This window comes from Amycolatopsis sp. PSD-21 (assembly GCF_055561455.1).
In genome coordinates this window covers 2801151-2824211 of sequence record NZ_CM145712.1, presented here as the reverse complement: position 1 = coordinate 2824211, position 23061 = coordinate 2801151, and the positions used below count along the sequence as shown (strand labels likewise).

The following is a 23061-nucleotide window of genomic DNA, read 5'->3' as shown; positions in this document are numbered from 1 at the left end:
ATTCCTTACTCACATGTCAGGAAAGGGTCGTTCAGGACACAAGTTGTCCCGAACGACCCTTTCCCGACGTTTCACATCGGTTCAGCCAGGATTACTGGGCGTCGGCCTTCGGGGCCTCGGCCTTGTCGCCTTCAGCCGCCTTGGCGTCTTCTTCCTGGACCACGATCAGGCTGATCTTGCCGCGGTTGTCGATGTCGGCGATCTCGACGCGGAGCTTGTCGCCCACGTTGACCACGTCCTCGACCTTGGCGATCCGCTTGCCGTTGCCCAGCTTCGAGATGTGCACCAGGCCGTCCTTGCCCGGCAGCAGCGAGACGAACGCGCCGAACGCGGCCGTCTTCACCACGGTGCCGAGGAAGCGCTCGCCGACCTTGGGCAGCTGCGGGTTGGCGATGGCGTTGATCTTGTCGATCGCCGCCTCCGCCGACGGGCCGTCGGCCGCGCCCACGTAGATCGTGCCGTCGTCCTCGATGGAGATGTCGGCGCCGGTCTCCTCGGTGATCGAGTTGATCATCTTGCCCTTCGGGCCGATGACCTCGCCGATCTTGTCCACCGGGATCTTCACGCTGGTGACGCGCGGGGCGAACGGGCTCATCTCGTCCGGGCCGTCGATCGCCTCGGCGATGACCTCCAGGATGGTGAGACGGGCGTCCTTCGCCTGCTTCAGCGCGGCCGCGAGGACCTCCGACGGGATGCCGTCGAGCTTCGTGTCCAGCTGCAGCGCGGTGATGATGTCCTTGGTGCCGGCGACCTTGAAGTCCATGTCGCCCATGGCGTCCTCGGCACCGAGGATGTCGGTCAGCGCGACGTAGCGGGTCTCGCCGTCGACCTCGTCGGAGATGAGGCCCATGGCGATACCGGCGACCGGCGCCTTCAGCGGGACACCCGCGTTCAGCAGCGCCATGGTCGAGGCGCAGACCGAGCCCATCGAGGTGGAGCCGTTGGAGCCCAGCGCCTCGGAGACCTGGCGGATCGCGTACGGGAACTCGTCCCGCTTCGGCAGGACCGGGACCAGGGCGCGCTCGGCGAGCATGCCGTGGCCGATCTCGCGCCGCTTCGGCGAACCGACGCGGCCGGTCTCGCCGGTGGAGAACGGCGGGAAGTTGTAGTGGTGCAGGTACCGCTTCGTGGTCTCCGGGGAGAGCGAGTCGATCTGCTGCTCCATGCGGAGCATGTTCAGCGTGGTGACGCCCAGGATCTGGGTCTCACCGCGCTCGAACAGCGCGGAACCGTGCGCCCGCGGGATCACGGCGACCTCGGCGGCGAGCGAGCGGATGTCGGTCAGCCCGCGGCCGTCCATGCGGATCTTGTCCGTGAGGACGCGCTTGCGCATGATCTTCTTCGACAGCGCCTTGAACGCCGCGCCGATCTCCTTCTCGCGGCCCTGGAAGGCTTCGCCCTCGCCGAGGCCGACCTTCTCCAGCACCGCGGCCTTGACCTGGTCGGTCGCGTTGTCGCGGTCCTGCTTGCCCGCGATGGTCAGGGCGTTCGCGAGGTCGTCGGTCGCGATGGCGGCGACGGCGTCGTACGCGTCCTGCTCGTAGGCGAGGAAGACCGGGAACTCGCCGGTCGGCTTGGCGGCGAGCTCGGCCAGCTGCTGCTGGGCCTCGCACAGCACCTTGATGAACGGCTTCGAGGCCTCGAGGCCCTCGGCGACGGCGATCTCGTCCGGCGCCTTGCCGCCGTCGGCGATCAGGTCGAGGGTCTTCTCGGTGCCTTCGGCCTCGACCATCATGATGGCGACGTCGTCACCGACGATCCGGCCGGCGACCACCATGTTGAAGGTGGCCTCTTCCAGCTGCTTCCAGGTCGGGAACGCGACCCACTGGCCCTCGATCAGCGCGACGCGGACGCCGCCGACCGGACCGGAGAACGGCAGACCGGCGATCTGGGTCGAGGCCGAGGCCGCGTTGATCGCGAGCACGTCGTACGGGTCGTCCGGGTTGAGGCTCTGAACGGTGATGACGACCTGGATCTCGTTGCGGAGACCGTCGGCGAACGACGGGCGCAGCGGCCGGTCGATCAGGCGGCAGGTCAGGATCGCGTCGGTCGACGGGCGGCCTTCACGGCGGAAGAACGCGCCGGGGATGCGGCCGGCGGCGTACATCCGCTCTTCGACGTCCACGGTCAGCGGGAAGAAGTCGAAGTGGTCCTTCGGGTGCTTCGACGCGGTGGTCGCCGAGAGCAGCATGGTCTCTTCGTCGAGGTACGCGACGACGGAGCCGGCGGCCTGACGGGCCAGGCGGCCGGTCTCGAAGCGGACGGTGCGAGTGCCGAAACGGCCGTTGTCGATCACGGCTTCGGTTTCGTGCACGGTGACTCCGGTGGAGTCGGTCATAGGGTGTATCTCCTCTTTTGATCCTCTGTAACGGCGCGAGTCTCCCACCCTGGGACCTGTTTCGCCTGCGGACGCTCGAGGAGTGAGGCCGGTCTTCGATCGAAGCCCCCGGGCCGTTGCCCGGAAGCCACTACCGAGGACCGGCGGACGGTACCTCGTGCGCGCTCGCGCCACGCTCTTCGAAAAGACAGAGCTCTCTGTACTTGGACCGAGGGGGAGCGACCGTTGTGGTCACTCCCCCTCGGGTTCAAGCTATCGGCGCAGGCCGAGACGCTGGATCAGCGCACGGTAACGCTCGATGTCCACCTTCATCACGTAGTTCAGCAGCCGGCGGCGGCGGCCGACCAGCAGCAGAAGCCCGCGACGGGAGTGGTGGTCGTGCTTGTGAGCCTTGAGGTGCTCGGTGAGGCCGACGATGCGCTTGGTCAGCAGCGCGACCTGGGCCTCCGGGGATCCGGTGTCCGAGTCGTGCACGCCGTACTCGGCAAGGATCGACTTCTTCTCTTCGGTGGACAAAGCCACAGTGGTGCTCCTAGATATCTGTGCCGTGCGGCCCGGACGATGTCTTCACGCCGGGTGAGACGGTCACGGCCGCCACGGACTGCAGCCGGACCCAATCATCAAGGCTACCAGCCTCGTGATCAGCGGCTTCAGGCGCGGGCGTGGTCCAGCGCGTACGACCGGATCACCCGGTAGCGCGAAACGCCCTGTTCACGGTCACTGCTCATCAGGACGGCCTCGGTCGCCGTCCAGGTCTCACTGGTGAACCCGGCCAGCCGCTCCTCCCACGCGCTCGCGGCTCGCGGCCGGTCGCGGGGGAAGCGGGCCAGTGTCAGGTGGGCCACGTACGGCCTGCCTTCGTTCTCCGCGCCGGCCTTCAGTGCCAGCTCGTGGAGCCCGGTTCCGGACACACTCAACCACAGCACCCCGGGGAATGTCGCGGCCTTTTCCAGCCGGAGGTCGACCGGGCCCGCGCCGTCCAGCCGCGCGGCGAGCCAGTCGCCTCGGTCCGCCGGGTCGTCCCGGCCGTAGAACCCGAGGGTGATGTGCCAGTCCTCCCGCGGTGACCAGCGGAAATCGCCCTTTTCGGGCGTGCCGAGGGCGGCGGCGACCTCGTCGAGAACCTCGTCGGGTGGGATCAACGCACTGAAGAGCGTCATGGGCGCGTGACTCACGTGATCAGAGCCGTAACTCGCGTGTTTGGAGGCGTAACTCGTGAGTTACGCCTCCAAACACGCGAGTTACGCCGCCAAGCACGCAAGTTACGTCAGGAACCGTTCCGCGCGGCGCGGCGCAGCAGGTCCGCCAGGGACGGGAAGTCCTCGTCGAGCAGCTTCGCGGCTTCGGTGAGGTCTTCGTCCTCGCCGATGTCCCGCAGCGCCACGAGCACACCCTGGTCGTCGGCGACGGCGCCGACCGGGATGCTGTCCCGGCCCACCGTCGGCCGCGAGTCGCGGACGTCCTCGAGCGCCTCCTGCATGGCCTTGCGGTCCCCCGCGGCGACCGCCGGGACCAGCACCTTGCGCTCCAGCATGATCATCTTGGCGAGGACGACGGGGTTCCCGATCTTGGCGCGGCGCCCGCTCATCACCTGGCTGAGCATGGGCGCGCTGATGCCGAGGACCTCGGCGAGGAAGGCCTGGGAGATGTCGAAGGCGACGACCAGTCTCCGCACGCGATCGCCGAGCGGCTCCCCGTACCACTCTTTCTGCAGCGCGATGTTCCGCTGGACGATCTTGTGGTCCTCCACCTTGGTCCGCTCCCCTTAACCCCATCGAACGCCATGCGCGGTCCGTGACATCTTGCCACCGGAACGCACGTGAGCGGGTGTGTTTGCCGATTGTCATCCCGGCCAAGGCCGGAACCGTCAGTCCTGCTCGCCGAGCAGTTCCCTGGTGCGGGCGACGTCCTCGTCGATCTGCGCCACCAGCCCCTCCGAGGTCGGGAACCGGACCTGATCCCGCAGCTTGGTGACGAAATCGAGCGCGACGTGCTGCCCGTAGAAATCCTCGTCGATGTCGAGGACGAAGGCCTCGACGGTGCGTTCCCGCCCCGAGAAGGTCGGGTTGGTGCCGACCGACACGGCGGCGCGCAGCCGTCGGCCGGAATCCGACGAACGGGTGAACCAGGCGCTGTAGACGCCGTCGGCGGGCACCGCGGCGAACCGCGGCGTCGACAGGTTCGCCGTCGGGTAGCCGAGGTCGTGTCCCCGGCCGTCGCCCCGGACGACGATGCCCTCCAGCCGGTGCGGCCTGCCGAGCGCTTCGGACGCGGCGACGACGTCGCCGGCGTCGATGCACGAGCGGACGTAGGTCGAGGAGAAGGTGATGTCGTTGTCCGCCTGCTCCTGGGCGAGCAGTCCCTGCAGTTCCGCTCCCTGCGCCACGAAACCGAACCGCTTGCCCAGCGTGCGAAGGAGTTCGACGTCGCCGGCCGCCTTGGCGCCGAAGGTGAAGTTCTCCCCCACGATCACCGCGGCCGCGTGCAGCTTGTCCACCAGCACCTCGTGCACGAACTCGTGCGCCGTCAGCCGCGACAGCTCCAGCGTGAACGGCAGCACGCAGAAGACGTCCGCGCCCAGGCCCTCGACCAGTTCCGCCTTGCGGCGCAACGTGGTCAGCTGCGCCGGATGACTGCCCGGCCGGATCACCTCCGACGGATGCGGATCGAAGGTCAGCACCACGCTCGGCACGCCGCGTTCGGCGGCGGCGCGGACCGTCCTCGAAATCAGCTCCTGATGACCGCGGTGCACGCCGTCGAAGACGCCGATCGTCACCACGCACCGTCCCCAGCTCCCGGGGAGGTCACCCAAACCACGCCAACGCTGCACTTCTGGCCCCGTCTCCTCAAGCCCGCTCCGGTCAATACCCTAGGCGGGCAGCAACACGACCACCGACCGGGCCAGTTCGCCTTCGTCCGCGGCGAGCGCGAGCACCCGGCCGTCCGGTCCGAACATCCCGTACGTGCCCTCGATCCCGGCCGCGGGCACCCTCTGTCCATATCGGACCGCCTGCGCCATGCGGACGTCCAGATCGCGGCGCGGGAACGCGGCGGCGACGGCGGCGTCGAGGTCCAGCGACAGTTCCGGCTTGTCTTCGAGCTGGTCGAGGGTGCGGGCCTTGGCGAGCGTGAACGGCCCGACCGTGGTGCGCCGCAACGCGAGCAGATGCCCGCCGACGCCCAGCCCGGCGCCGAGATCGCGGGCCAGCGCCCGGACGTAGGTCCCCGACGAGCATTCGACGACGGCGTCGAGTTCGATCCGGCCCGCCTCGCGGCGGGTGGCGAGCAGGTCGAAGCGGTGCACGGTGACCGGACGCGGCGGGATGACGACCTCTTCGCCGGCGCGGACCCGGGCGTACGCGCGTTTGCCGTCGATCTTGACCGCGCTGACCGCGCTCGGCACCTGCTGGATGTCGCCGGTCAGCGCGGCGATCCCGGCCGCGATCGCTTCGTCGGTGATCTTCTCGACGACGTCCGGGGCGGCTTCGGCGATCGGCTCGCCCTCGGCGTCGTCGGTCGTGGTGGACAGTCCCAAGGAGAGGGTCGCGAGGTAGGTCTTGCGGTCCAGCGCCAAGTGGCCGAGGAGTTTCGTCGCGCGTTCGATGCCGAGCACGAGGACGCCGGTGGCCATCGGGTCGAGGGTGCCGGCGTGCCCGACCTTGCGGGTACCCATGAAGCGCCGCGCCCTGGCGACGACGTCGTGGGAGGTCATCCCGGACGGTTTGTCGACGATGACGAGGCCGGGCGGCGGGGCGGGACGTTTCTTGGCAGGAGCCTGATTGGGGCGCGACACGGGCCGAACCCTATCTTTCAGCCTCTCGCCCAGGACGAGACGGGCAGCGGTGCTTCGGCGTCCCAGCGGCGGCGCCGGATCTGCACCGGGATCGCCTCGCCGCGGGCTTCGGCCTCGAACAGCACGGCGCGGGTGCGCCGCCACCACACGAGCATCCGGAACGTGCCGAACGCGAGCACCGCGATCACGGACAGCAGCGCCAGGCGGAACGTGCCGCCCGTCCATTCCAGCAGCACGCCGACCGCGAGCGCCGAGATCGTCGTGGCCACGAAGCCGCCGACGTTCACCACCCCGGTCGCGGTGCCGACGCGTGAGAGCGGGTTGTAGTCCCGCGCCAGCGCGAAACCGATCATCGACGCGGGGCCGCCGAGGGAGAGGAACGCGAACACGGGGACCAGGACCGCGACCGGGATCGTCCCGCCCCAGCCGAGCAGGACCGCCCACATCACCGCGGCGCCGCCGATGTACCCGCCGACGAGCGGCATCCGCAGCGACGGGCGCCGTCCGATCAGCCCGCCGATCAGCGGTCCGCCGAGCATCGAGCCGAACACGAACACGATCAGCAGCGAACTCGCGGTGGCCTTCGGATAGCCCTGCCCCTGCACGAGGAACGGGACACCCCAGAGCATGGTCAGCACGTTGGGGGCGAACATCGTGCTGAAGTGGACCCAGAAACCCAGCCGGGTGCCCGGGGTGCGCCACGCGGCGGCGACCTGGCGGCCCAGCAGTTTCGGGTGCACCCGTTCGCGCACGGGCGCCGGCTCGCCGGGCGGGGAGTCCTTGACGCGAAGGGCGACGACGGCGGCGTACAGCGCGGTCACCAGGCCGACGGCGAGGAACGTCGGGGTCCAGCCGGGGCCGTCGAGCAGCAGGCCGAGCGGGACCGTCGCGGCGAGGTTGCCGACGTAACCGATGGCCCCGGTCAGCGCGGCGAGCAGCGCGTACTGGCGGCCGGGGAAATGCGCGGCGATCAGCCGCATGATGCTCACGAACGTCAACGCGTCGCCGAAGCCGACGACCGCGCGGGCGATCAGTCCGAGCGGGTACGAATCCGCGACCGCGAGCAGGGTCTGGCCGAGGCCGAGGAAGAACACGGCGGCGGTGAGCACGCGGCGCGGGCCGTAACGGTCGACGAGGACGCCGGTGGGGATCTGCATCGCGGCGTAGACGCCGACCTGCAGGACGGTGAACGTGCCGAGCGCGGCCGCGCCGACGCCGAAACGGTCGGCGGCCTGGAGCCCGGCGACCCCGAACGAGGTGCGGTGGAAGACGGCGAGGAGGTAGACGGTGACGGCGGCGAACCAGATGAACCAGGACCGGCGGGTGGCTCGGCCTGTCACAGTATTTCCTCCTTGAGCACGGTTCGGGCGTGGAGACGCCCGCACTGCCGCCTCATATAGTTGTAGCGCGTAAGCAACGACGAAACATAGCCGTTACCCGGGTGCTTTTCGCCACACGCCTCCCCTCCCGCATTTCGTCCTCTGGATGCGGTAGTCGCCCGCGCAAGGACCGCATCCAGAGGACTAAACGCGGACGGCGCCCTCGACGGCCCACCGCCCCGAGCGCCACCGCACCAGCAGGGTCGCCAGCCGCAGGAGCATGAACAACGAGAGCCCGGTCCAGATCCCGGCCAGCCCCCAGCCGAACGCGAGCGACAGCCAGATCAGCGGCAGGAACCCGAGCGCCGCGCTCAGCAGGGTCGCGTTGCGCAGGAAGGCGGCGTCGCCCGCGCCGAGCAGGACGCCGTCCAGCGCGAACACCACGCCGGCGATCGGTTGCAGCGCGACGAAGAACCACCACGCGTGCGGGATCTGGCCGAGCACCGCCGCGTCGGAGGTGAACACCCGCGGCAGCACTCCCGCCACCGACGCGAACACGACGCCGAGGAAGCAGCCGAACACCAGCCCGTAGCAGGTGATCTGCCGCGACAGCCCACGAGCCCGTTTGCTCGCGCCGGCACCGAGGGCCGCGCCCACGAGCGACTGCGCGGCGATCGCTAGCGAGTCCAGCACCAGCGCGAGGAAGGTCCACAGCTGCAGCACGACCTGGTGCGCGCCGACGGCCTCGGTCGACGTCCGCGCGGCGACCGCGGCGGCGGAGACGAAACACGCCTGGAAGGCGAGGCTGCGGAGCACCAGATCCCGGCCGAGGCCGAGCTGGGCGCGCATCACCTTCGGCTCCGGGCGCAGCGGGACCCGCTCCCGCACCAGCGCCGCGATGAACAGCGACGCCGAGATCACCTGCGCGACGACGTTCGCGATCGCCGACCCTTCCAGCCCCCAGTCCGCGCCGTACACCAGCACCGGGCACAGCACGGCGGAGATCCCGTTGCCCGCCAGCACATAGCGCAACGGTTTGGCGGAATCCTGGACGCCGCGCATCCAGCCGTTGCCCGCCATCGTGATCAGGATGAACGGCGTGCCGAACAACGCGATCCGCAGCCAGGACACGGCGGCGTCGGTGATCGCGGCGTCGCCGGAGAGCACCCGGGCGATCGGCGCGGCCAGCAGCTGCCCGGCGACGATCACGACCAGCCCGACGATCACCGCCAGCCAGGTCGCCTGGACGCCTTCGCGGACCGCGTCGCCCCGGCGGCCCGCGCCGTGCAGCCGCGCCGTCCGCGCCGTGGTGCCGTACGACAGGAACGTCAGCTGGCTCGAAACCTGCGACAGCACGACACCGCCGACGGCGAGCCCGGCCAGCGGCAGCGCGCCGAGGTGACCGACGACGGCCGTGTCCACCAGGACGTACAGCGGTTCGGCGGCGAGGACGCCGAGCGCGGGCACGGCGAGACCGAGCACGCGTTTCGGCGGGACGCGCTCGTCGGGTTCGGAAGCTTCAGGCACCGATGCAGACTAGACGTCTGGTACGACAGTCCCAGTCGCCGGGAAACCGGCCGGGCCGAAGCGGGCCTGCTTCGCACCGGTGACGTAGGCGCCGACGCCCTCGGCGGCGGCCGGCTCCCGCACTTCAGCGGAGGAACGGTGCGTAGCGGCGTTGCTGGCGCAGTGATTCGATCTGCCGCGTGGTGTCGAGCGAGACACTGACGAGGAAGACGAGGACCACCTGCAGGGTCACCCCGGCGACGAGCGGCATCGGGCTCGCGTCCAGCAGGGCAAGGCCGGCGGCCGGGATCAACGCGACCACTCCCGAGCAGAGGGCGCCGAAGGCGATGATCCGGCGGCTCACGTGGTCGAGGTATTGGGCGGTCGGGTTGCCCGGCCGGATCCCGGGGACGAAACCGCCTACCCGCACCAGTTCGCCCGCCACCTTGTCCATGTCCTGCCGCACGGCCGCCCTCGCGAAGGCGAAGAGGCAGACGAGGACGAAGTAGCCCGCGATCCACCAGTGATCTCCCAGGCCGAAGAGAAACGCCGGCACCGACAGCAGCACCGCGGCGAGAACGGCCGGACTGTTGGCTTGCGGGAACCGGAAGGGAACATAGGTCGGCGTCCCGCCGAAAGCGCGCCTGCCGATCATCCGCTTGGCGTACTGCACCGGAACACGGCGCTGTCCCTGCGCGAGGACGATCGTGAGCACCGTGATCGACAGCGTCACCACGATCGCCACCGCGATCGCGGCCCAGCCCGTCCTTTCGTACAGGCGCAGGAACTCCGGCGGCAGCACCGCCAGGACCTGCGCGAGCAGCAGGATACGGACGCCGTCGCCGAATCCCCGGTCGGTGATCACCTCGGTCAGCCGGAGGACCACCGCGGTTCCCGCGGTCAGGCACACGACGGCGATCGCCCCGTGTCCGTCGAGGACGCTCTGGCCGCGGAACACGAGTGCCCCGGCTGCGCCCAGCAGACCGAGCGCGACGGTGAGCCGCCGCTGGTACCGCTTCAGTATCCGCGCGCCGGCTTCGCCTTCGGCCCGGAGCGCGGCCAGCCGCGGGATCAGGGCGATCAGTCCTCGCAGGACTCGCGGTGCGGCCAAGCAGGGCAGGACACCCAAAGCGAACACCGGCAGGGTGGCCAGGCCGCCACCGGTGAGGAGGTCGAGGATCCAGCGCACCGGGTGATCGGCTTCCGGCGCGCGGACGGTCACATGCGGGGTGGGCAGGCTCTGGCCCAGCCGGAACAGCGCGATCACGCCCAGCGTGACCAGGATCCGGCGGCGGAGGGGGTCTCGGTCGTTCATCGTGGGGATCACGTTAGGAACGACCGATGAAATTACGATGACACCGCTCGTCAGCGGATCACAGCAGCGGCGCCCTCGACAGGGCCTCTCGCAGCTTGCCGAGCACCTCGTCCGCCGTGCCTTCCGCGGTGCACCCGGCCGCCTGGCGATGCCCGCCGCCGCCCAGCTCCCCCGCGGCCGCCGAGACGTCGACGCCACCCGCCGAGCGAAGCGAGACCGTCCATCGCTGCCGCGGCCCGGTCGGTTCGGCCTCCTTGAGCACCACGGCGACCCCGGCCTCGCGAGTGGACCGGACGACGTCGATGACCGCCTCGACCTCCTCGGCGCGCACGGATCGCGCGGCGTCGAGGGTAACGACGGCGTGGGCGAGGCCGAAACCGCGTGCCTCGTCCGGTTCGAGCCGGGCGCCCGCGAGGACGTCCGACAGCATCGGCAACCACGCGAACGGGTGATCGTCGACGATCTCGCGGACCACCTTGTCCGGGTCGACTCCGGCTTCGAGCAGCTTCGCGGCCATCAGATGGGTCGACGGACGGGCCCGGCGGAACCCGCTCGTGTCGGTGACGAGCCCCGCGTACAGGCAGCGCGCGATCGGCTCGTCGATCGCGGTGCCGAGTTCCTCCAGCAACGCGAAGACGAGGACGGCGGTGGCTTCGGCGGTGTCGTCGACGACGTGATGCGTGCCGTAGAAGACGTTGGACGCGTGGTGGTCGATCACCAGGACGTCACCGCCCGCCGCGCGGACGGCGTCCACCCGCGGCGCGAGCTTCCCGAGCCTGCCCGGGGTGGGCGTGTCCAGCGCGACGAGGAGCTGTTCACTCTCCGGCAGCTCGCTCGCGGGGACGAAGAGCGCGCCCGCGTCCAGGCTCCGCAGGGTTTCGGGCATCTCCTCGGGCTCGCCGACCGAGACACGGACCTTCACGCCGCCGCGCAGCTGGAGCGCCCGGCCCAGCGCCAGCGCGCTGCCGAGCGCGTCGGCGTCCGGGCGGACATGGCCGAGCAGGGTCACGTCGTTCGCGCGTGCCAGCAGGGCGGCGGCTTCCTTCAGGTTCGGCACTGGAGTGGTTGTCACAATCAGTCAAGCTACGCTCTACCGGATGTCCGAGTACGCGATCCTGGTCTACCCGTCCGCCAACCGGGTCTACACCGACTCCACTCCGGCCCTGCTGCGGGCGGAGCTGGCGGTGTTCGGTCTGTCCGCTTTGGAGACCGAGGTCTCCGAGATCGGCGAGACGGAATTCGGCGGCGTCGGCTACCTCACCTTCACCACGCCCGCCCCGCTGAGCGAACGCGATCTCGCGCTCCTTTCGAACCTTTCCGCGCTGTACGCGCTGTTCGAACTCGGCGACGGCGTCCTGAAGCCGGTGACGATCAACCCGCTCGCGAACTTCGACTCGGATCTGCTGACCATCCAGAAGTACCCTGGCAAGACGAACGAGCTGTTCACCAAGCTCCTCGTCAACGTCACCCTGATGTCGACGGCGAACCCGGCGGCGATGCTGGACAAGCCACTGCATCTTCTCGATCCGCTCTGCGGCCGCGGCACCACGCTGAACCAGGCGATGATGTACGGCTTCGACGCGACCGGCCTCGACGTCGACGGCAAGGACTTCGACTCCTACGAGCTGTTCATCAAGACCTGGCTGAAGCAGAAGCGGATCAAGCACAGCGCCGAATCCGGTCAGGTGCGCCGCAACAAGGTCCGCCTTGGCAGGCGGCTCGACATCGGTTTCGGGATCACCAAGGAGCGGTACAAGGCCGGTGATGTCCGCAAGCTGAGCTACCTCAACTGCGACACGCTCACCACCGACGAACTGCTGCGGCCGAACTCGGTGGACCTCATCGTCACCGACGCCCCGTACGGCGTGCAGCACGGCAGCCACCGCACCCAGGACGCGTCGCTCGCGCGCAGCCCGCGCGACCTGCTCGCGGCCGCCGTTCCCGTGTGGACACGGGTGCTGCGGCCCGGCGGCGCGCTCGGCATCTCCTGGAACACCAACGTCGCGCCCCGCGAGGAACTCGCCGCGATCCTGGACAAGGCGGGTTTGGTGGTCCGCGAGGACGGCCCGTTCGCGGAGTTCGCGCACCGGGTGGACCAGGCGATCGTGCGGGACCTGATCGTCGCCGCGAAACCCGCCTGACTCCAGGCGTTTCGTCCTCTGAATGCGGTAGTCGGCATCGCGCACTATGTCCGGGGCTTGGCGCGAATGGCCCCGGTGAGCATGTCGCGAAAGCCACTTTCGCGACGTCTGGTGTCCCGAAAGTGGCTTTCGCGACACTGGCGCCGGAAGGTCACCCTCGCGCCTCACGCATTTCGGGGTCAGACGATGCGTTCCCCCACGAACTTCAGCACGTCCGGCATGATCTCGCGCCAGTAGTCGTCGTTGTGCGCGCCGGGGGCCATCTTCGCGACGGCGGGGTTCAGCGCCTTGATGAGCTTGCGGTCGGCGCCGGCGAAGGGATCCGAGTTCCCGCACCACACGCCGGTCGATCCGGCGGAAAGGTCGCCGGTGTGCAGCAGCGGCTCATGCGATTCCCACTGCGCGCGATCCGCGAAGACCTTGCGGGACTTGGCATCGGGCCAGCTGACGAACAACGCCGCGCTGGCGACGGCGACGGCTTTCAGGTCCTTGTGGTCACGGGCGTAACGCAGTGCGCCGAACCCGCCCATCGAGATCCCGAACATCGCCGACGGCGGCCGCAGCTGACGCTGGGCGAGCCAGCCGGGCAGTTCGTCGGACAGCATCCGCTGCGGATCGTCGCCCTTGCCGACGTCCACCCAGTAGTTGTCGCCGTCGACGGCGGCCACCGCGAACCCGGGCCGCCCGGCCGCGACGGCCTGGTTCAGCGCGTCCTGCACTCCGAGGTCCAGGAACGTGCGCGCGTCGGCGCCGCGCCCGTGCAGGGCGACACAGACCGGCATCCCGACCCGTGACACCCCGTCCGGCGCGATGATGACGAGGTTGACGTCGCGGTTCCGCGCCGCGGACCGCATCTTCTGCACCGTGACCGCTTCGGTGAGCGGCGTCGGGGTGCTCGGCGGGGCCACCGGAGGCGGCCCCACCAGGGGCGGTTTCTCGGCGCCGCAAGCGGAAAGCAGCGCCGAGCCGCCGAGAGCCGCGGCCCCCAGCAGCAGGCCACGCCGGCTCACGGCGTGGTCCACCCTCTCAGCGACGGGTCTCCTCGTCGGCGAACTCATCGTCTTCGGCCTCTTCCCGCGGCGGCTTGTACGGGTCGGGTTCACCGGCGTGCTGCGCCCCGGTCGCCCGCCGGGCGACCTCCGCGTCGGCCTCCCTGGCCTTCGCGAGGAGGTCTTCGATGCGCTTGGCGTCCTCGGGAATGCTGTCGGCCACGAAGGCCAGCGTCGGGGTGTAGCGGACACCCGTGCCCTGCCCGACCTTCGTGCGCAGGACACCGCGGGCGGACTCGAGCGCCGCCGCGGCGCCGGCGTGGTCGGGCGTGGACTCCAGATTCTCGCCGAGCACCGTGTAGTAGACCGTGGCGTCGTGCAGATCCGCCGTGATCTTCGTGTCGGTGATCGTCACGTGGTTCAGCCGCGGATCCTTGATGTCGTGCTCGATCGCGTGCGCGACGATCTGTGAGATCCGCTTGGCGAGCTTACGAGCCCGAGCGGGGTCGGCCATGGGATTTCGTCTCCTCGAAAGGTCTTCTGCTAGTCGTCCGGGCCGAGCAGCCGGCGGTGGGTGGAGAGCAGTTCGAACTCCGGCCTCCCGGCCATGAGGCGCTCACACGAGTCGAGCACGTCACGAACGTGCTCGCCACTCGCCGCGACCACGGCCACACCGATCAGCGCGCGCCGGTGCAGGTCTTGATGGCCGGCTTCGGCGACGGAGACGTCGAAACGCCTGCGTACCTCGGCCAGCACCGGCTTGATCACGGATCGCTTCTGCTTGAGCGAGTGGACGTCGCCCAGCAGGATGTCGAGCTCAAGAGCTCCTACGAACATGGGGGGTTCTGGGTTGTTTAGAAGGTGAAGCGGCGCTCCCCCGCCCAGATGCGGGAGAGCGCCGCTTTGTCACTTACGCACGCGGCTTTTCGCGCTGCTCGTAGGTCTCGATGATGTCGCCGACCTTGAGGTCGCTGTACGACCCCAGAGTCAGACCACACTCGAATCCGTCGCGGACCTCGACCACGTCGTCCTTGAACCGCCGCAGCGAGCTGATCGGCAGGTTCTCGGCGATGACGGTCGCGTCGCGGAGCAGACGGGCCCGCGCGTTGCGGCGGATCTCGCCCGAGACGACGAGACAACCGGCGATGGTGCCGATCTTCGACGACTTGAAGACGTCGCGGATCTCCGCCTTGCCGAGCTCGACCTCTTCGTACTCCGGCTTGAGCATGCCCTTCAGAGCCTGCTCGATCTCCTCGATCGCCTGGTAGATGACCGTGTAGTACCGGACGTCGACGCCTTCGCGGGTGGCCCGCTCGGTCGCCTTGCCCTGCGCACGGACGTTGAAGCCCAGGACGATCGCGTCGGACGCGGTCGCCAGGTCGATGTCGGACTCGGTGACGCCACCGACACCGCGGTGCACGACGTTGAGTTCGACGTCGTCGCCGACCTCGAGCTGCACCAGCGAGGCTTCGAGCGCCTCGACGGTACCGGAGTTGTCACCCTTGATGATCAGGTTGAGGCTGTTCGTCTCCTTCAAGGCGGAGTCGAGGTCCTCGAGGCTGACCCGCTTGCGGCGCGACGCGTTGAGGGCGTTGCGCGTCCGGGCGGAACGGCGCTCGGCGATCTGCCGGGCGACGCGGTCCTCGTCGACCACCAGGAAGGTGTCGCCCGCGCCCGGCACCGAGGTGAACCCGATGACCTGGACGGGACGCGACGGGTACGCCTCCGTGACGTCGACGTTGTGCTCGTCGACCATCCGGCGGACGCGGCCGTAGGCGTCACCCGCCACGACCGAGTCACCGACGCGCAGCGTGCCTCGCTGGACCAGCACCGTGGCCACCGGACCGCGGCCGCGGTCGAGGTGGGCCTCGATCGCGACACCCTGGGCCTCCATGTCCGGGTTGGCCCGGAGGTCCAGCGCGGCGTCGGCGGTCAGCAGGATCGCCTCGAGCAGGCCGTCGATGTTGATGTTCTGCCGCGCGGAGATCTCGACGAACATCGTGTCGCCGCCGTACTCCTCGGCGACCAGGCCGTACTCGGTCAGCTGCTGCCGGATCTTGTCCGGGTTCGCGCCTTCCTTGTCGATCTTGTTGATCGCGACCACGATCGGCGCCTTGGCGGCCTGCGCGTGGTTGATCGCCTCGACCGTCTGCGGCATCACACCGTCGTCGGCCGCCACCACGATCACCGCGATGTCGGTCGAGTTGGCACCACGGGCACGCATGGCGGTGAACGCCTCGTGACCCGGGGTGTCGATGAAGGTGATCAGACGCGGGTTGCCCTCGAGCTCGGTCTCGATCTGGTAGGCGCCGATGTGCTGGGTGATGCCACCGGCTTCACCTTCGCGCACCTTCGTCTTGCGGATCGTGTCGAGCAGACGGGTCTTACCGTGGTCGACGTGACCCATGATGGTCACGACCGGCGGACGGACCTGCAGATCCTCTTCCTCACCCGCGTCTTCGCCGTAGGTGATGTCGAAGGTCTCGAGCAGCTCCCGGTCCTCTTCCTCGGGACTGACGACCTGAACGTTGTAGTTCATTTCGCCGCCGAGCAGTTCCAGGATGTCGTCGGACACCGACTGCGTCGCGGTGACCATCTCACCGAGGTGGAACAGCACCTGCACCAGCGAAGCCGGGTTGGCGTCGATCTTCTCGGCGAAGTCGGTCAGCGAGGCACCACGCGGCAGGCGGATCGTCTCGCCCTGCCCCTTGGGCAGACGGACACCACCGACGCTGGGCGCCTGCATGTTGTCCATGTACTCCTGGCGCTTCTGCCGCTTCGACTTGCGGCCCTTGCGCGAGGGGCCACCGGGACGCCCGAAGGCACCCGCGGTACCGCCACGGCCACCGGGGCCGCCACGACCGCCACCGCCACGGAAACCGCCGCCACCGGCCGGGGCACCGCCGCCGCCACCGGGGCCACCGCCACCGGGACGGAAACCGCCGCCACCGCCGCCGCCGGGACGGAAACCGCCACCGCCGCCGCCACCGGGACCGCCGCGGAAACCTCCGCCGCCGCCACCGGGACCGCCACGAGCGCCGCCACCGGGGCCACCACGGGCTCCGCCACCGGGGCCACCACGGCCGCCACCGGGACCACCGGCCGGACGGGCCGGGCGGCCCGGCATCATGCCGGGGTTCGGGCGCGGGGGCATGTTGCCCGGGCTGGGCCGGTTACCACCGGGAGCGCCGCCACCGGGACGCGGGGCCGGACGGTCGCCGCCCTGCCCGCCACCGGGACGCGGCGGACGGTTGTCGCCGCCCTGCTGGTTGCCGCCGCCGGGACGCGGACCGGACGGACGCGGGGCGGGCGAACCGGAACCCACACCGAACGGGTTGTTGCCGACGCGCGGAGTGCGCGGACCGGGCTTCGGGCCGCCGGGCTTGGGACCCTGCGGCTTCGGCGGCACGACCGAACCCTGCGACGGCGTCTGGGACGCGGGCGGGGTGGCGGGTGCCGCCGGGGTCTCCTTCTTCGGCTCGGCCGGAGCGGCCTTCGCCGCCGGAGCGACCTCTTCCTTGGGCGCCGGCGGCCGGGGGCCGGGGCGCGGACCCGGGCGGACACCCGGGGTGGCGGGCCGGGACGGCTGCTGGGCCGGGGCCGGCTTCTCCGACGCCGCCGGAGCGGACGCCGCGGGGGCGGCCGGGGCCTCGGACTTCGCCGCGGGCGCGGGCTGAGCGGGCTTCGCGGCCGGAGCCGGGGCAGCGGGCTTCGCGGGCGGCGCGGGTGAAGGACGGGGGCCGGGGGTCGGAACCGGCTTCTTCTTGCCGTCCTTGGACGGATACGCGTCACGGAGACGACGGGCGACCGGCGCCTCGACGGTGGACGACGCGGACTTCACGAACTCGCCCTGTTCCTTCAACTTGGCGAGAACTTCCTTGCTGGTGATGCCGAGCTCTTTCGCGAGCTCATGTACTCGGGCCTTGCCTGGCACAGCTCTCCTCATCTGGGGAGGCCGGCGGCAGACCCGCAGACCTCGTCCTATTGTCGCGCGTTCATTGATTCAGCTTCACGGCTGACTCATGACGGGTCGACCTGCTTCCTGATTCCATCCGGCACCGGGGATGTCCCGGCGCCCTTTAGCCTTCGGCGTGCCGCTCCAGGCGTTCGTGGACACCCTGGGCGTCGAGCGGCCCTGGAACACGTAGTGCCCGGGGGAACGCCCTGCGCCGCTCGGCCTTGGCCAGACAGTCCGGCACGGGGTGCAACCAAGCACCCCGGCCCGGCAACCGCCGACGTTCGTCGACGATCAGCCGCCCGTCCGCCGCGACCACTCGCAGCAACTCGCCGATCAAGGCCCGCTTACGGCAACCCACACACGTGCGGACCGGAGTTTCCCGGTCATGCTGGAGGTCGGTTCCCGGCCGCGGGCTCTGAACCACTCGTAAGTCTAGCGCTTCGACCTTCACTCAGCCGAACCGGTTGCCGCGGCGGGCCGCGCCTGCCCGGCGTGTGCTTCGTCACCCTGCTCAGGGGCGGCGTCACTGCGGATGTCGATACGCCAGCCGGTGAGCCGGGCGGCGAGGCGGGCGTTCTGCCCTTCCTTGCCGATCGCGAGCGAAAGCTGGTAGTCCGGGACGACGACGCGAGCGGTCTTGGCCTTCTCGTCGACGACCCGTACCGAAACAACCTTCGCGGGCGACAGCGCATTCCCGACGAACTTCGCCGGGTCCTCGGAGAAGTCGATGATGTCGATCTTCTCGCCGGCCAGCTCGCTCATCACGTTGCGCACGCGCGCGCCGACCGGGCCGATGCAAGCGCCCTTGGCGTTGACGCCGGGGACCGTCGAGCGGACCGCGATCTTGGTCCGGTGTCCCGGCTCCCGAGCGACGGCGGCGATCTCGACCGTGCCGTCGGCGATTTCGGGGACCTCGAGGGCGAACAGCTTGTGCACCAGCTTCGGGTGCGAACGGGACAGCGTGATCTGCGGGCCGCGGTTGCCGCGCGAGACGGTCACGACGTAGGCCTTGATCCGGTCGCCGTGCTCGTAGGTCTCGCCGGGCACCTGCTCGATCGCGGGCAGCACGCCCTCGATGTCGCCGACCTGGATGACGACCATGCCGCGGGCGTTGGCCCTGGCGTCGCGCTGCACCACCCCGGCGACGATCTCGTTCTCCTTGGCGGAGAACTCGCCGAAGGTCTTCTCGTGCTCGGCGTCGCGCAGCCGCTGGAGGATGACCTGCCGCGCGGTGGTCGCCGCGATCCGGCCGAAGCCCTCGGGGGTGTCGTCCCACTCCTCGTCGGTCTGGCCGTCCGGGGTGAGGGTGTGCGCGAGGACGCGGACCAGTCCGCTCTTGCGGTCGATGTCGATCCTGGCGTGCGGCTGGTGGCCTTCGGTGTGCTTGTACGCGGTGAGGAGCGCGGTTTCGATCGCTTCGATCACCGTCTCGAAGGGGATGTCCTTGTCCCGTTCGATCGCGCGCAGCGCGGCGATGTCGACGTTCACTTCGGCTCCTCCTTCGGCTCCGTGGTGGCGGCGTTCAGGGCCGACGCATCGTTTTCCAACAGTTTCAGGTCCTCGGCAGGTGGTTGCTTGAACTCGATCTCGATGACCGCCTTGGTCACCGAGGCGTACGTGACGTCCCGGATCTCGCCGTCCACGAGCACTCGCGCGGATTTCTCGCCCGCGTGCCCGACGCGGCCGATGAACGCCGCGCCTTCGGCCGGGGTGATCTTGACGAGGCGGAACTTCGCGCGCCGCCAGTGCCGTTGCACGGTCAGCGGCCGGTCGAGACCCGGCGACGTGACTTCGAGCGTGTACGCGCTCGCGATCACGTGCTCGTTCTCGTCGAGCGCGGCGGAGACGGCGCGGCTGACGCTCGCCACCTCGTCCAGCCCGACGCCGTCGTCCCCGTCGACGACGACCTTGACCAGCTGGCGGCGGCCTGCCTGCTGGACCTCGAAGGAATCGAGGTCGAAACCCGCGGCCTTGACGGCTTCGGCCACGATGGGCTCCAGCCTGCTGGCGAGGTCGTTGGGCACGGTGGAGCGCTCCTGTTCGGCTGTGGGCGACCCGGCGGCGTGGATCCGGGTTCGGTAGTGGACCAGCTTATCCGGTCACCCCCGCGTGACGCGCGAGCGGCGGCCCCGCGCGGGGTACTGGCAGGATGGGGCGGCGTGACCGGAAGATCGACAGAGCCGAGCCGTCGCACTTTCCTGCGGATGGGAGCGCTGGCCGCGCTGGCCGTGCCGCTGGCGTCCGCCTGCTCCCCCGGCTTCGACGAAAGCCCCGACCCGCTGGGTCCGCTGCTGCGCGCGGCGGAGAACGACGCGGCCGGCGCGAAGGCGCTGGGCGCCGAAGGCGAAGCGGTCGCCACCGCGCGGGCCGCGCACGCGGCGGCGCTCAAGACCGAGGTGGACCGGCTCAACCGGCCGAAGCCGGAGCAGCCGGGTCCGGGGGCGACACCGCCGCCCTCGTCCCTGGACGGGCTCAAGGAGCGGCTCGCCACGGCCCGCAAGCAGGCCGAAGGCCTCGTGCCCTCGCTGCCCCGCTACCGCGCCGGGATGGTCGCCTCGATCGCCGCGGGCTGCGCGGCGCTGCAGCAGAGTTCGGAGAAGCTCGGCCGCGGCGACGACGCCGGACCGGTCGAGGTGCCCGCCGGGGTCCAGCTCGCCGGGGAGAGCGCGGAAGCCGTCCAGCAGGCGCTCGCCGCCGAACACGCGGCGATCTGGGTGTACGGGCTGGTCAGCGCGTACCTGCCCGCGGCGTTCACCGGCGCGGTGTCCCGGGGCACGGCCGAGCACGTCAAGCGACGGGACGTCTGCGAACGGATGCTTTCCGCGGCGGGTCAGACCCCCACCGGCCCGGAGGCCGCGTACGTGCCGCCGAGGCCCGTGACCGAGGCGAACTCGGCGATGGAACTGGTGGCGACGGCCGAGGCCGACGCGACCTCGGCCTGGCTCGGCGTGATCGACCGGACGGACGACGCGGCCCTGCGGACGACGGCGCTGAACGCCCTGATCGGGTCGGCGCGGCGGGGCACGGCGTGGCGGGCGGAGTTCGGCGCGAAGCCGGTGGCGATCGCGATGCCGGGCCAGTCGGCGTAGGACGCTTCGCCGCATGTGATGCGACGAAAGGGCCCTTCAGCGCGTGAGATGCGGTGAAGGGCCCTTTCGGCTCACGGGGTCAGCGGCGCAGGTCACCCGAAAGCCGCAGAGCGTCGGTCGCGATCCGCTCGATCAGCGGCTTGTCGGTCTGCTTGTTGTAGAAGCCGGCCAGCACGATGGCCACTTCCGGCCCGGTGACGTGGGAGTCGTAGGCCGCGTCCTGCCCGGAGATCTTCGGGGCGCCCTGGTCCTTGAAGGTCCCGTCGCGCACCAGGTCGGACACGTTGCCCGTGCCGTCCTTGTCGGTCAGCGCCTTGAGCTGGGTCGCGGTGACCTCGCCGGGCATGGTGACCAGGACGACCGAGACCAGTGCCTTCTTCCCGCCGGTCTCGGTCGTGTACAGCGCCCGCGAAAGGCGGGTGCACGGCGTGTCGGTGAAGAACTTCTTGGTGTCGCCGTAGGCCTTGCTCGCGCAGTCGGTGGTGACCTGCGGTCCTTCGACCAGCGTGTACTGGAACTGGCCGCTCTTCGACGGCGGGTCCGCGACCGGGGTCACCTCCGGCTCGTGCCGGATGAGCCACCAGAGCAGGGCGGACACGACCGCGATGGCGACCAGTCCGGCGCCCTTCAGCGCCAGGCCCTTGGTGTCCCTCGGCGGATTCGGCGCGGACGGCGGCCCGCCCGGCCCTGCCGGTCGCACCGGCTGAAGCCGGGCCGTTTCCGTCGGTCCCGGGGTAAATTGCGCACCAACCACGGGAACATACGGTAGTTCACGCCGCTCCGGCGGTTCACCTGAACGTGCTTATCACTCGTTCGACGTCGTCGGCCGTGTTGTAGAGATGGAAGCCGAATCGCTGCCGTCCGGCCCGGCTACCGGCCACGATGCCCGCTTCCCGCACCCGGTGGGCGTCGGCGTCGAGCGAGACGATCGCACTCCCCTGGCCGGGTGAACCGAGCGCTTCGAGGAGTGAGTCGGCGAGCCCGACGCAGTGCGCGCGGACGGCGGCGAGGTCCAGCGACACGAGGTAGTCCAGCGACGCCGCGGCGCCGACGAACGCGAGCCAGGCCGGGGAGAGGTCGAGCGAGCGGGCGCCCTCGGCGAGCCGCAGTGGGAGGCCGTAGACGGTCTGCCAGCGGTCCTCCCCCGCGTACCAGTTCGCGGCGACCGGCACGGCCCGCTCCAGCACCCGCGGATGCACGGCCAGCCACGCCGCCCCGCGCGGCGCGAGCAGCCATTTGTACCCGGCGGCGACCACCCAGTCGGCCCAGCCGAGGTCCAGCGGCTGCCAGCCGGCGGCCTGGGTGGCGTCGAGCAGGACCGCGGCACCCGCCGCCTCGGCCGCGGCCCGGAGCGCGCCGAGGTCGACCTGGGCGCCGTCGGCCGACTGGACGACGCTGACCGCGACGAGGTCGTGCCCCTCGACACGGGCGGCCAGCTCGGCCAGCGGGACTTCGGTGACCTTCACCCCGCGGTGCGCCTGAGCCGCGAAAGGGAAGGTGACGCTCGTGAAATCGTTCGCGGCGGCGAGCACGCTGGCGCCGTCGGGCAGGCCGGCGGCCACGTTCGCGATCAGCTGCGAGACCGACGCCCCGACCGCGACCCGTTCCGCCGGGACCCCGGTCAGCGCGCCGAATCCCGCCCTGGTCCGCGCGACGGGCTCGTCGAAGTCCGCCGGGCGGGCTTCACCGCGGCGCCACCGTTCGACCGCCTCCGCCACGGCGTCGGCCACGTGCGACGGCGGGATGCCGATACTGGGCGTGTTCAGATAGCCGGGCGGGACGGCGAATTCGGCTCCGAAGGTCTGCATGCTCCCGAGATTAATGAGATTCCGGGAGCAGGGCGGCGACGTCGGCGTACGACGGCGGGGCCAGCGGGAGCTCGCCGCCGTCGCGAACGGCCTCCACCGTGCGCAGCGTGGCGGCCAGCGCCATCCGGTACGGCAGCGAACCGAGGCTGACCCGCGCGACGCCGAGCGCGGCCAGTCCGTCGACGGTGACCTTGCCGGGCAGGAACAGCAGGTTCACCGGCACCCCGGCGGCCTCCACCAGCCGCTCGACGTCCGCGGGCGCGGCGAGCCCCGGCACGAACACCCCGTCGGCACCCGCGTCCACATAGGACAGACAGCGGCCGATCGCGGTGCCGATGTCGGGCTCCCCCAGCCAATGCGTGTCCGTCCGCGCGTTGACGAAGAGCCCGGGAGCGCGCTCCTTCGCCGCCGCGATCTTGGCCGCGTGCCGCACGGGGTCACCGAGCGCGTCTTCGAGGTTGATGCCCGCGACACCGGCTTCGGCCAGCTCCGCCGCCAGCGCGCCGACCTCGCCCGGGTCTTCACTGAACCCGTCGGCGAGATCGACGCTGATCAGCGTGTCCAGTCCGGTGAGGCGCCGTGCCAGCCGGACAGTGGCGTCCTTCGAGGACGGGGCGCCGTCCGGCTCGCCCTCGGCGGCCGAGACCCCGAGGCTGGTCGTGCCGAGCGCCGGGAAGCCTTGTGCGGCAAGGAAGGCGGCGGCGCCGAAGTCCCAGACGTTCGGCAGGAGCAGTGGGGAACCGGGGACGTGCAGGGCGGCGAATGCGGTCATGTCACGACGGTAGCCGCCTGATGCTTCGGTGAC

At 70.4% G+C, this 23061-nt stretch carries 22 protein-coding genes; 2 read left to right on the top strand and 20 right to left on the bottom strand.

The genetic code is table 11. The features are described 5' to 3' along the window. Nucleotides 1-91 precede the first annotated feature (91 nt). The 10 genes from ACZ1DY_RS13680 to ACZ1DY_RS13635 form a co-directional block, all read right to left on the bottom strand. Nucleotides 92-2338 (bottom strand): polyribonucleotide nucleotidyltransferase, encoded by a 2247-nt coding sequence (locus ACZ1DY_RS13680; RefSeq protein WP_257488116.1) that lies wholly within the window; start codon nucleotides 2336-2338, stop codon nucleotides 92-94. Between the two features lie 252 nt (nucleotides 2339-2590). Beyond that, nucleotides 2591-2860 carry a 30S ribosomal protein S15 gene (gene rpsO, locus ACZ1DY_RS13675; RefSeq protein WP_003084034.1) on the bottom strand — a complete coding sequence of 90 codons (270 nt, stop codon included), beginning with the start codon at nucleotides 2858-2860 and terminating at the stop codon, nucleotides 2591-2593. 128 nt (nucleotides 2861-2988) lie between these two features. After that, nucleotides 2989-3498 carry an RNA 2',3'-cyclic phosphodiesterase gene (thpR, locus tag ACZ1DY_RS13670; RefSeq protein ID WP_465484594.1) on the bottom strand — a complete coding sequence of 170 codons (510 nt, stop codon included), beginning with the start codon at nucleotides 3496-3498 and terminating at the stop codon, nucleotides 2989-2991. Nucleotides 3499-3605: 107 nt separating this feature from the next. Then, on the bottom strand, nucleotides 3606-4088 hold the full coding sequence (locus tag ACZ1DY_RS13665) for a helix-turn-helix domain-containing protein (protein WP_125675891.1): 483 nt from the start codon (nucleotides 4086-4088) through the stop codon (nucleotides 3606-3608). A gap of 117 nt (nucleotides 4089-4205) precedes the next feature. Continuing rightward, nucleotides 4206-5168: a bifunctional riboflavin kinase/FAD synthetase gene (locus ACZ1DY_RS13660; protein WP_192745659.1), complete on the bottom strand. Its 963-nt coding sequence runs from the start codon at nucleotides 5166-5168 to the stop codon at nucleotides 4206-4208. A gap of 39 nt (nucleotides 5169-5207) precedes the next feature. Next, complete coding sequence (truB, locus tag ACZ1DY_RS13655; protein ID WP_465484593.1) at nucleotides 5208-6131, bottom strand: tRNA pseudouridine(55) synthase TruB; 924 nt, start codon at nucleotides 6129-6131, stop codon at nucleotides 5208-5210. Between the two features lie 17 nt (nucleotides 6132-6148). After that, nucleotides 6149-7471 (bottom strand): MFS transporter, encoded by a 1323-nt coding sequence (locus ACZ1DY_RS13650; RefSeq protein WP_257488119.1) that lies wholly within the window; start codon nucleotides 7469-7471, stop codon nucleotides 6149-6151. Between the two features lie 183 nt (nucleotides 7472-7654). Beyond that, nucleotides 7655-8977, bottom strand: a complete 1323-nt coding sequence (locus ACZ1DY_RS13645) for an MATE family efflux transporter (RefSeq protein ID WP_465484592.1) — start codon at nucleotides 8975-8977, stop codon at nucleotides 7655-7657. 124 nt (nucleotides 8978-9101) lie between these two features. Further along, on the bottom strand, nucleotides 9102-10271 hold the full coding sequence (locus ACZ1DY_RS13640) for a preprotein translocase subunit SecY (protein WP_465484591.1): 1170 nt from the start codon (nucleotides 10269-10271) through the stop codon (nucleotides 9102-9104). A gap of 58 nt (nucleotides 10272-10329) precedes the next feature. Next, a complete protein-coding gene (locus ACZ1DY_RS13635; RefSeq protein ID WP_465485654.1) occupies nucleotides 10330-11328 on the bottom strand; it encodes a DHH family phosphoesterase in 999 nt (332 codons plus the stop codon). Between the two features lie 40 nt (nucleotides 11329-11368). On the opposite strand from ACZ1DY_RS13635, the gene ACZ1DY_RS13630 reads away from it, so the two are divergent. Then, on the top strand, nucleotides 11369-12412 hold the full coding sequence (locus ACZ1DY_RS13630) for a TRM11 family SAM-dependent methyltransferase (RefSeq protein ID WP_465484590.1): 1044 nt from the start codon (nucleotides 11369-11371) through the stop codon (nucleotides 12410-12412). Between the two features lie 179 nt (nucleotides 12413-12591). Here ACZ1DY_RS13630 and ACZ1DY_RS13625 read toward each other — a convergent pair whose 3' ends face one another. The 7 genes from ACZ1DY_RS13625 to rimP form a co-directional block, all read right to left on the bottom strand. Beyond that, nucleotides 12592-13422 (bottom strand): alpha/beta hydrolase, encoded by an 831-nt coding sequence (locus ACZ1DY_RS13625; protein ID WP_465484589.1) that lies wholly within the window; start codon nucleotides 13420-13422, stop codon nucleotides 12592-12594. Nucleotides 13423-13438: 16 nt separating this feature from the next. Further along, nucleotides 13439-13915 carry a 30S ribosome-binding factor RbfA gene (rbfA, locus tag ACZ1DY_RS13620; RefSeq protein ID WP_126737747.1) on the bottom strand — a complete coding sequence of 159 codons (477 nt, stop codon included), beginning with the start codon at nucleotides 13913-13915 and terminating at the stop codon, nucleotides 13439-13441. A 29-nt stretch (nucleotides 13916-13944) separates the two neighbouring features. Further along, nucleotides 13945-14238, bottom strand: a complete 294-nt coding sequence (locus ACZ1DY_RS13615) for a DUF503 domain-containing protein (protein WP_126737748.1) — start codon at nucleotides 14236-14238, stop codon at nucleotides 13945-13947. A gap of 73 nt (nucleotides 14239-14311) precedes the next feature. Further along, nucleotides 14312-17335 carry a translation initiation factor IF-2 gene (infB, locus tag ACZ1DY_RS13610; RefSeq protein ID WP_257488124.1) on the bottom strand — a complete coding sequence of 1008 codons (3024 nt, stop codon included), beginning with the start codon at nucleotides 17333-17335 and terminating at the stop codon, nucleotides 14312-14314. Nucleotides 17336-17480: 145 nt separating this feature from the next. Beyond that, nucleotides 17481-17675 (bottom strand): YlxR family protein, encoded by a 195-nt coding sequence (locus ACZ1DY_RS13605; protein ID WP_465485653.1) that lies wholly within the window; start codon nucleotides 17673-17675, stop codon nucleotides 17481-17483. 131 nt (nucleotides 17676-17806) lie between these two features. Next, nucleotides 17807-18847 (bottom strand): transcription termination factor NusA, encoded by a 1041-nt coding sequence (nusA, locus tag ACZ1DY_RS13600; RefSeq protein WP_126729275.1) that lies wholly within the window; start codon nucleotides 18845-18847, stop codon nucleotides 17807-17809. Then, on the bottom strand, nucleotides 18844-19383 hold the full coding sequence (gene rimP, locus ACZ1DY_RS13595; protein ID WP_126729277.1) for a ribosome maturation factor RimP: 540 nt from the start codon (nucleotides 19381-19383) through the stop codon (nucleotides 18844-18846). Before rimP ends, nusA begins: the two co-directional genes overlap by 4 nt. 135 nt (nucleotides 19384-19518) lie before the next feature. Here rimP and ACZ1DY_RS13590 point away from each other — a divergent pair, with 135 nt between their 5' ends. Further along, nucleotides 19519-20448, top strand: a complete 930-nt coding sequence (locus ACZ1DY_RS13590) for a ferritin-like domain-containing protein (protein WP_257488126.1) — start codon at nucleotides 19519-19521, stop codon at nucleotides 20446-20448. Between the two features lie 79 nt (nucleotides 20449-20527). Here the strand turns inward: ACZ1DY_RS13590 and ACZ1DY_RS13585 are convergent, their stop codons facing one another. From ACZ1DY_RS13585 to ACZ1DY_RS13575, 3 genes are all read right to left on the bottom strand, one after another. Next, nucleotides 20528-21148 (bottom strand): hypothetical protein, encoded by a 621-nt coding sequence (locus tag ACZ1DY_RS13585; RefSeq protein WP_126729280.1) that lies wholly within the window; start codon nucleotides 21146-21148, stop codon nucleotides 20528-20530. A gap of 88 nt (nucleotides 21149-21236) precedes the next feature. Next, on the bottom strand, nucleotides 21237-22256 hold the full coding sequence (locus ACZ1DY_RS13580) for an aminotransferase class V-fold PLP-dependent enzyme (RefSeq protein ID WP_465484588.1): 1020 nt from the start codon (nucleotides 22254-22256) through the stop codon (nucleotides 21237-21239). A 10-nt stretch (nucleotides 22257-22266) separates the two neighbouring features. Then, nucleotides 22267-23028, bottom strand: a complete 762-nt coding sequence (locus ACZ1DY_RS13575; RefSeq protein WP_465484587.1) for an isocitrate lyase/PEP mutase family protein — start codon at nucleotides 23026-23028, stop codon at nucleotides 22267-22269. Nucleotides 23029-23061 lie beyond the last annotated feature (33 nt).

Excerpts from the sequence above, each read along its gene's own strand:
- ACZ1DY_RS13575 (WP_465484587.1), bottom strand. The coding sequence starts at position 23,028 with ATGACCGCATTCGCCGCCCTGCACGTCCCCGGTTCCCCACTGCTCCTG.
- ACZ1DY_RS13630 (WP_465484590.1), top strand. The coding sequence starts at position 11,369 with ATGTCCGAGTACGCGATCCTGGTCTACCCGTCCGCCAACCGGGTCTAC.
- ACZ1DY_RS13680 (WP_257488116.1), bottom strand. The coding sequence starts at position 2,338 with ATGACCGACTCCACCGGAGTCACCGTGCACGAAACCGAAGCCGTGATC.
- rbfA (WP_126737747.1), bottom strand. The coding sequence starts at position 13,915 with ATGGCCGACCCCGCTCGGGCTCGTAAGCTCGCCAAGCGGATCTCACAG.
- ACZ1DY_RS13640 (WP_465484591.1), bottom strand. The coding sequence starts at position 10,271 with ATGAACGACCGAGACCCCCTCCGCCGCCGGATCCTGGTCACGCTGGGC.
- ACZ1DY_RS13580 (WP_465484588.1), bottom strand. The coding sequence starts at position 22,256 with ATGCAGACCTTCGGAGCCGAATTCGCCGTCCCGCCCGGCTATCTGAAC.
- thpR (WP_465484594.1), bottom strand. The coding sequence starts at position 3,498 with ATGACGCTCTTCAGTGCGTTGATCCCACCCGACGAGGTTCTCGACGAG.
- ACZ1DY_RS13615 (WP_126737748.1), bottom strand. The coding sequence starts at position 14,238 with ATGTTCGTAGGAGCTCTTGAGCTCGACATCCTGCTGGGCGACGTCCAC.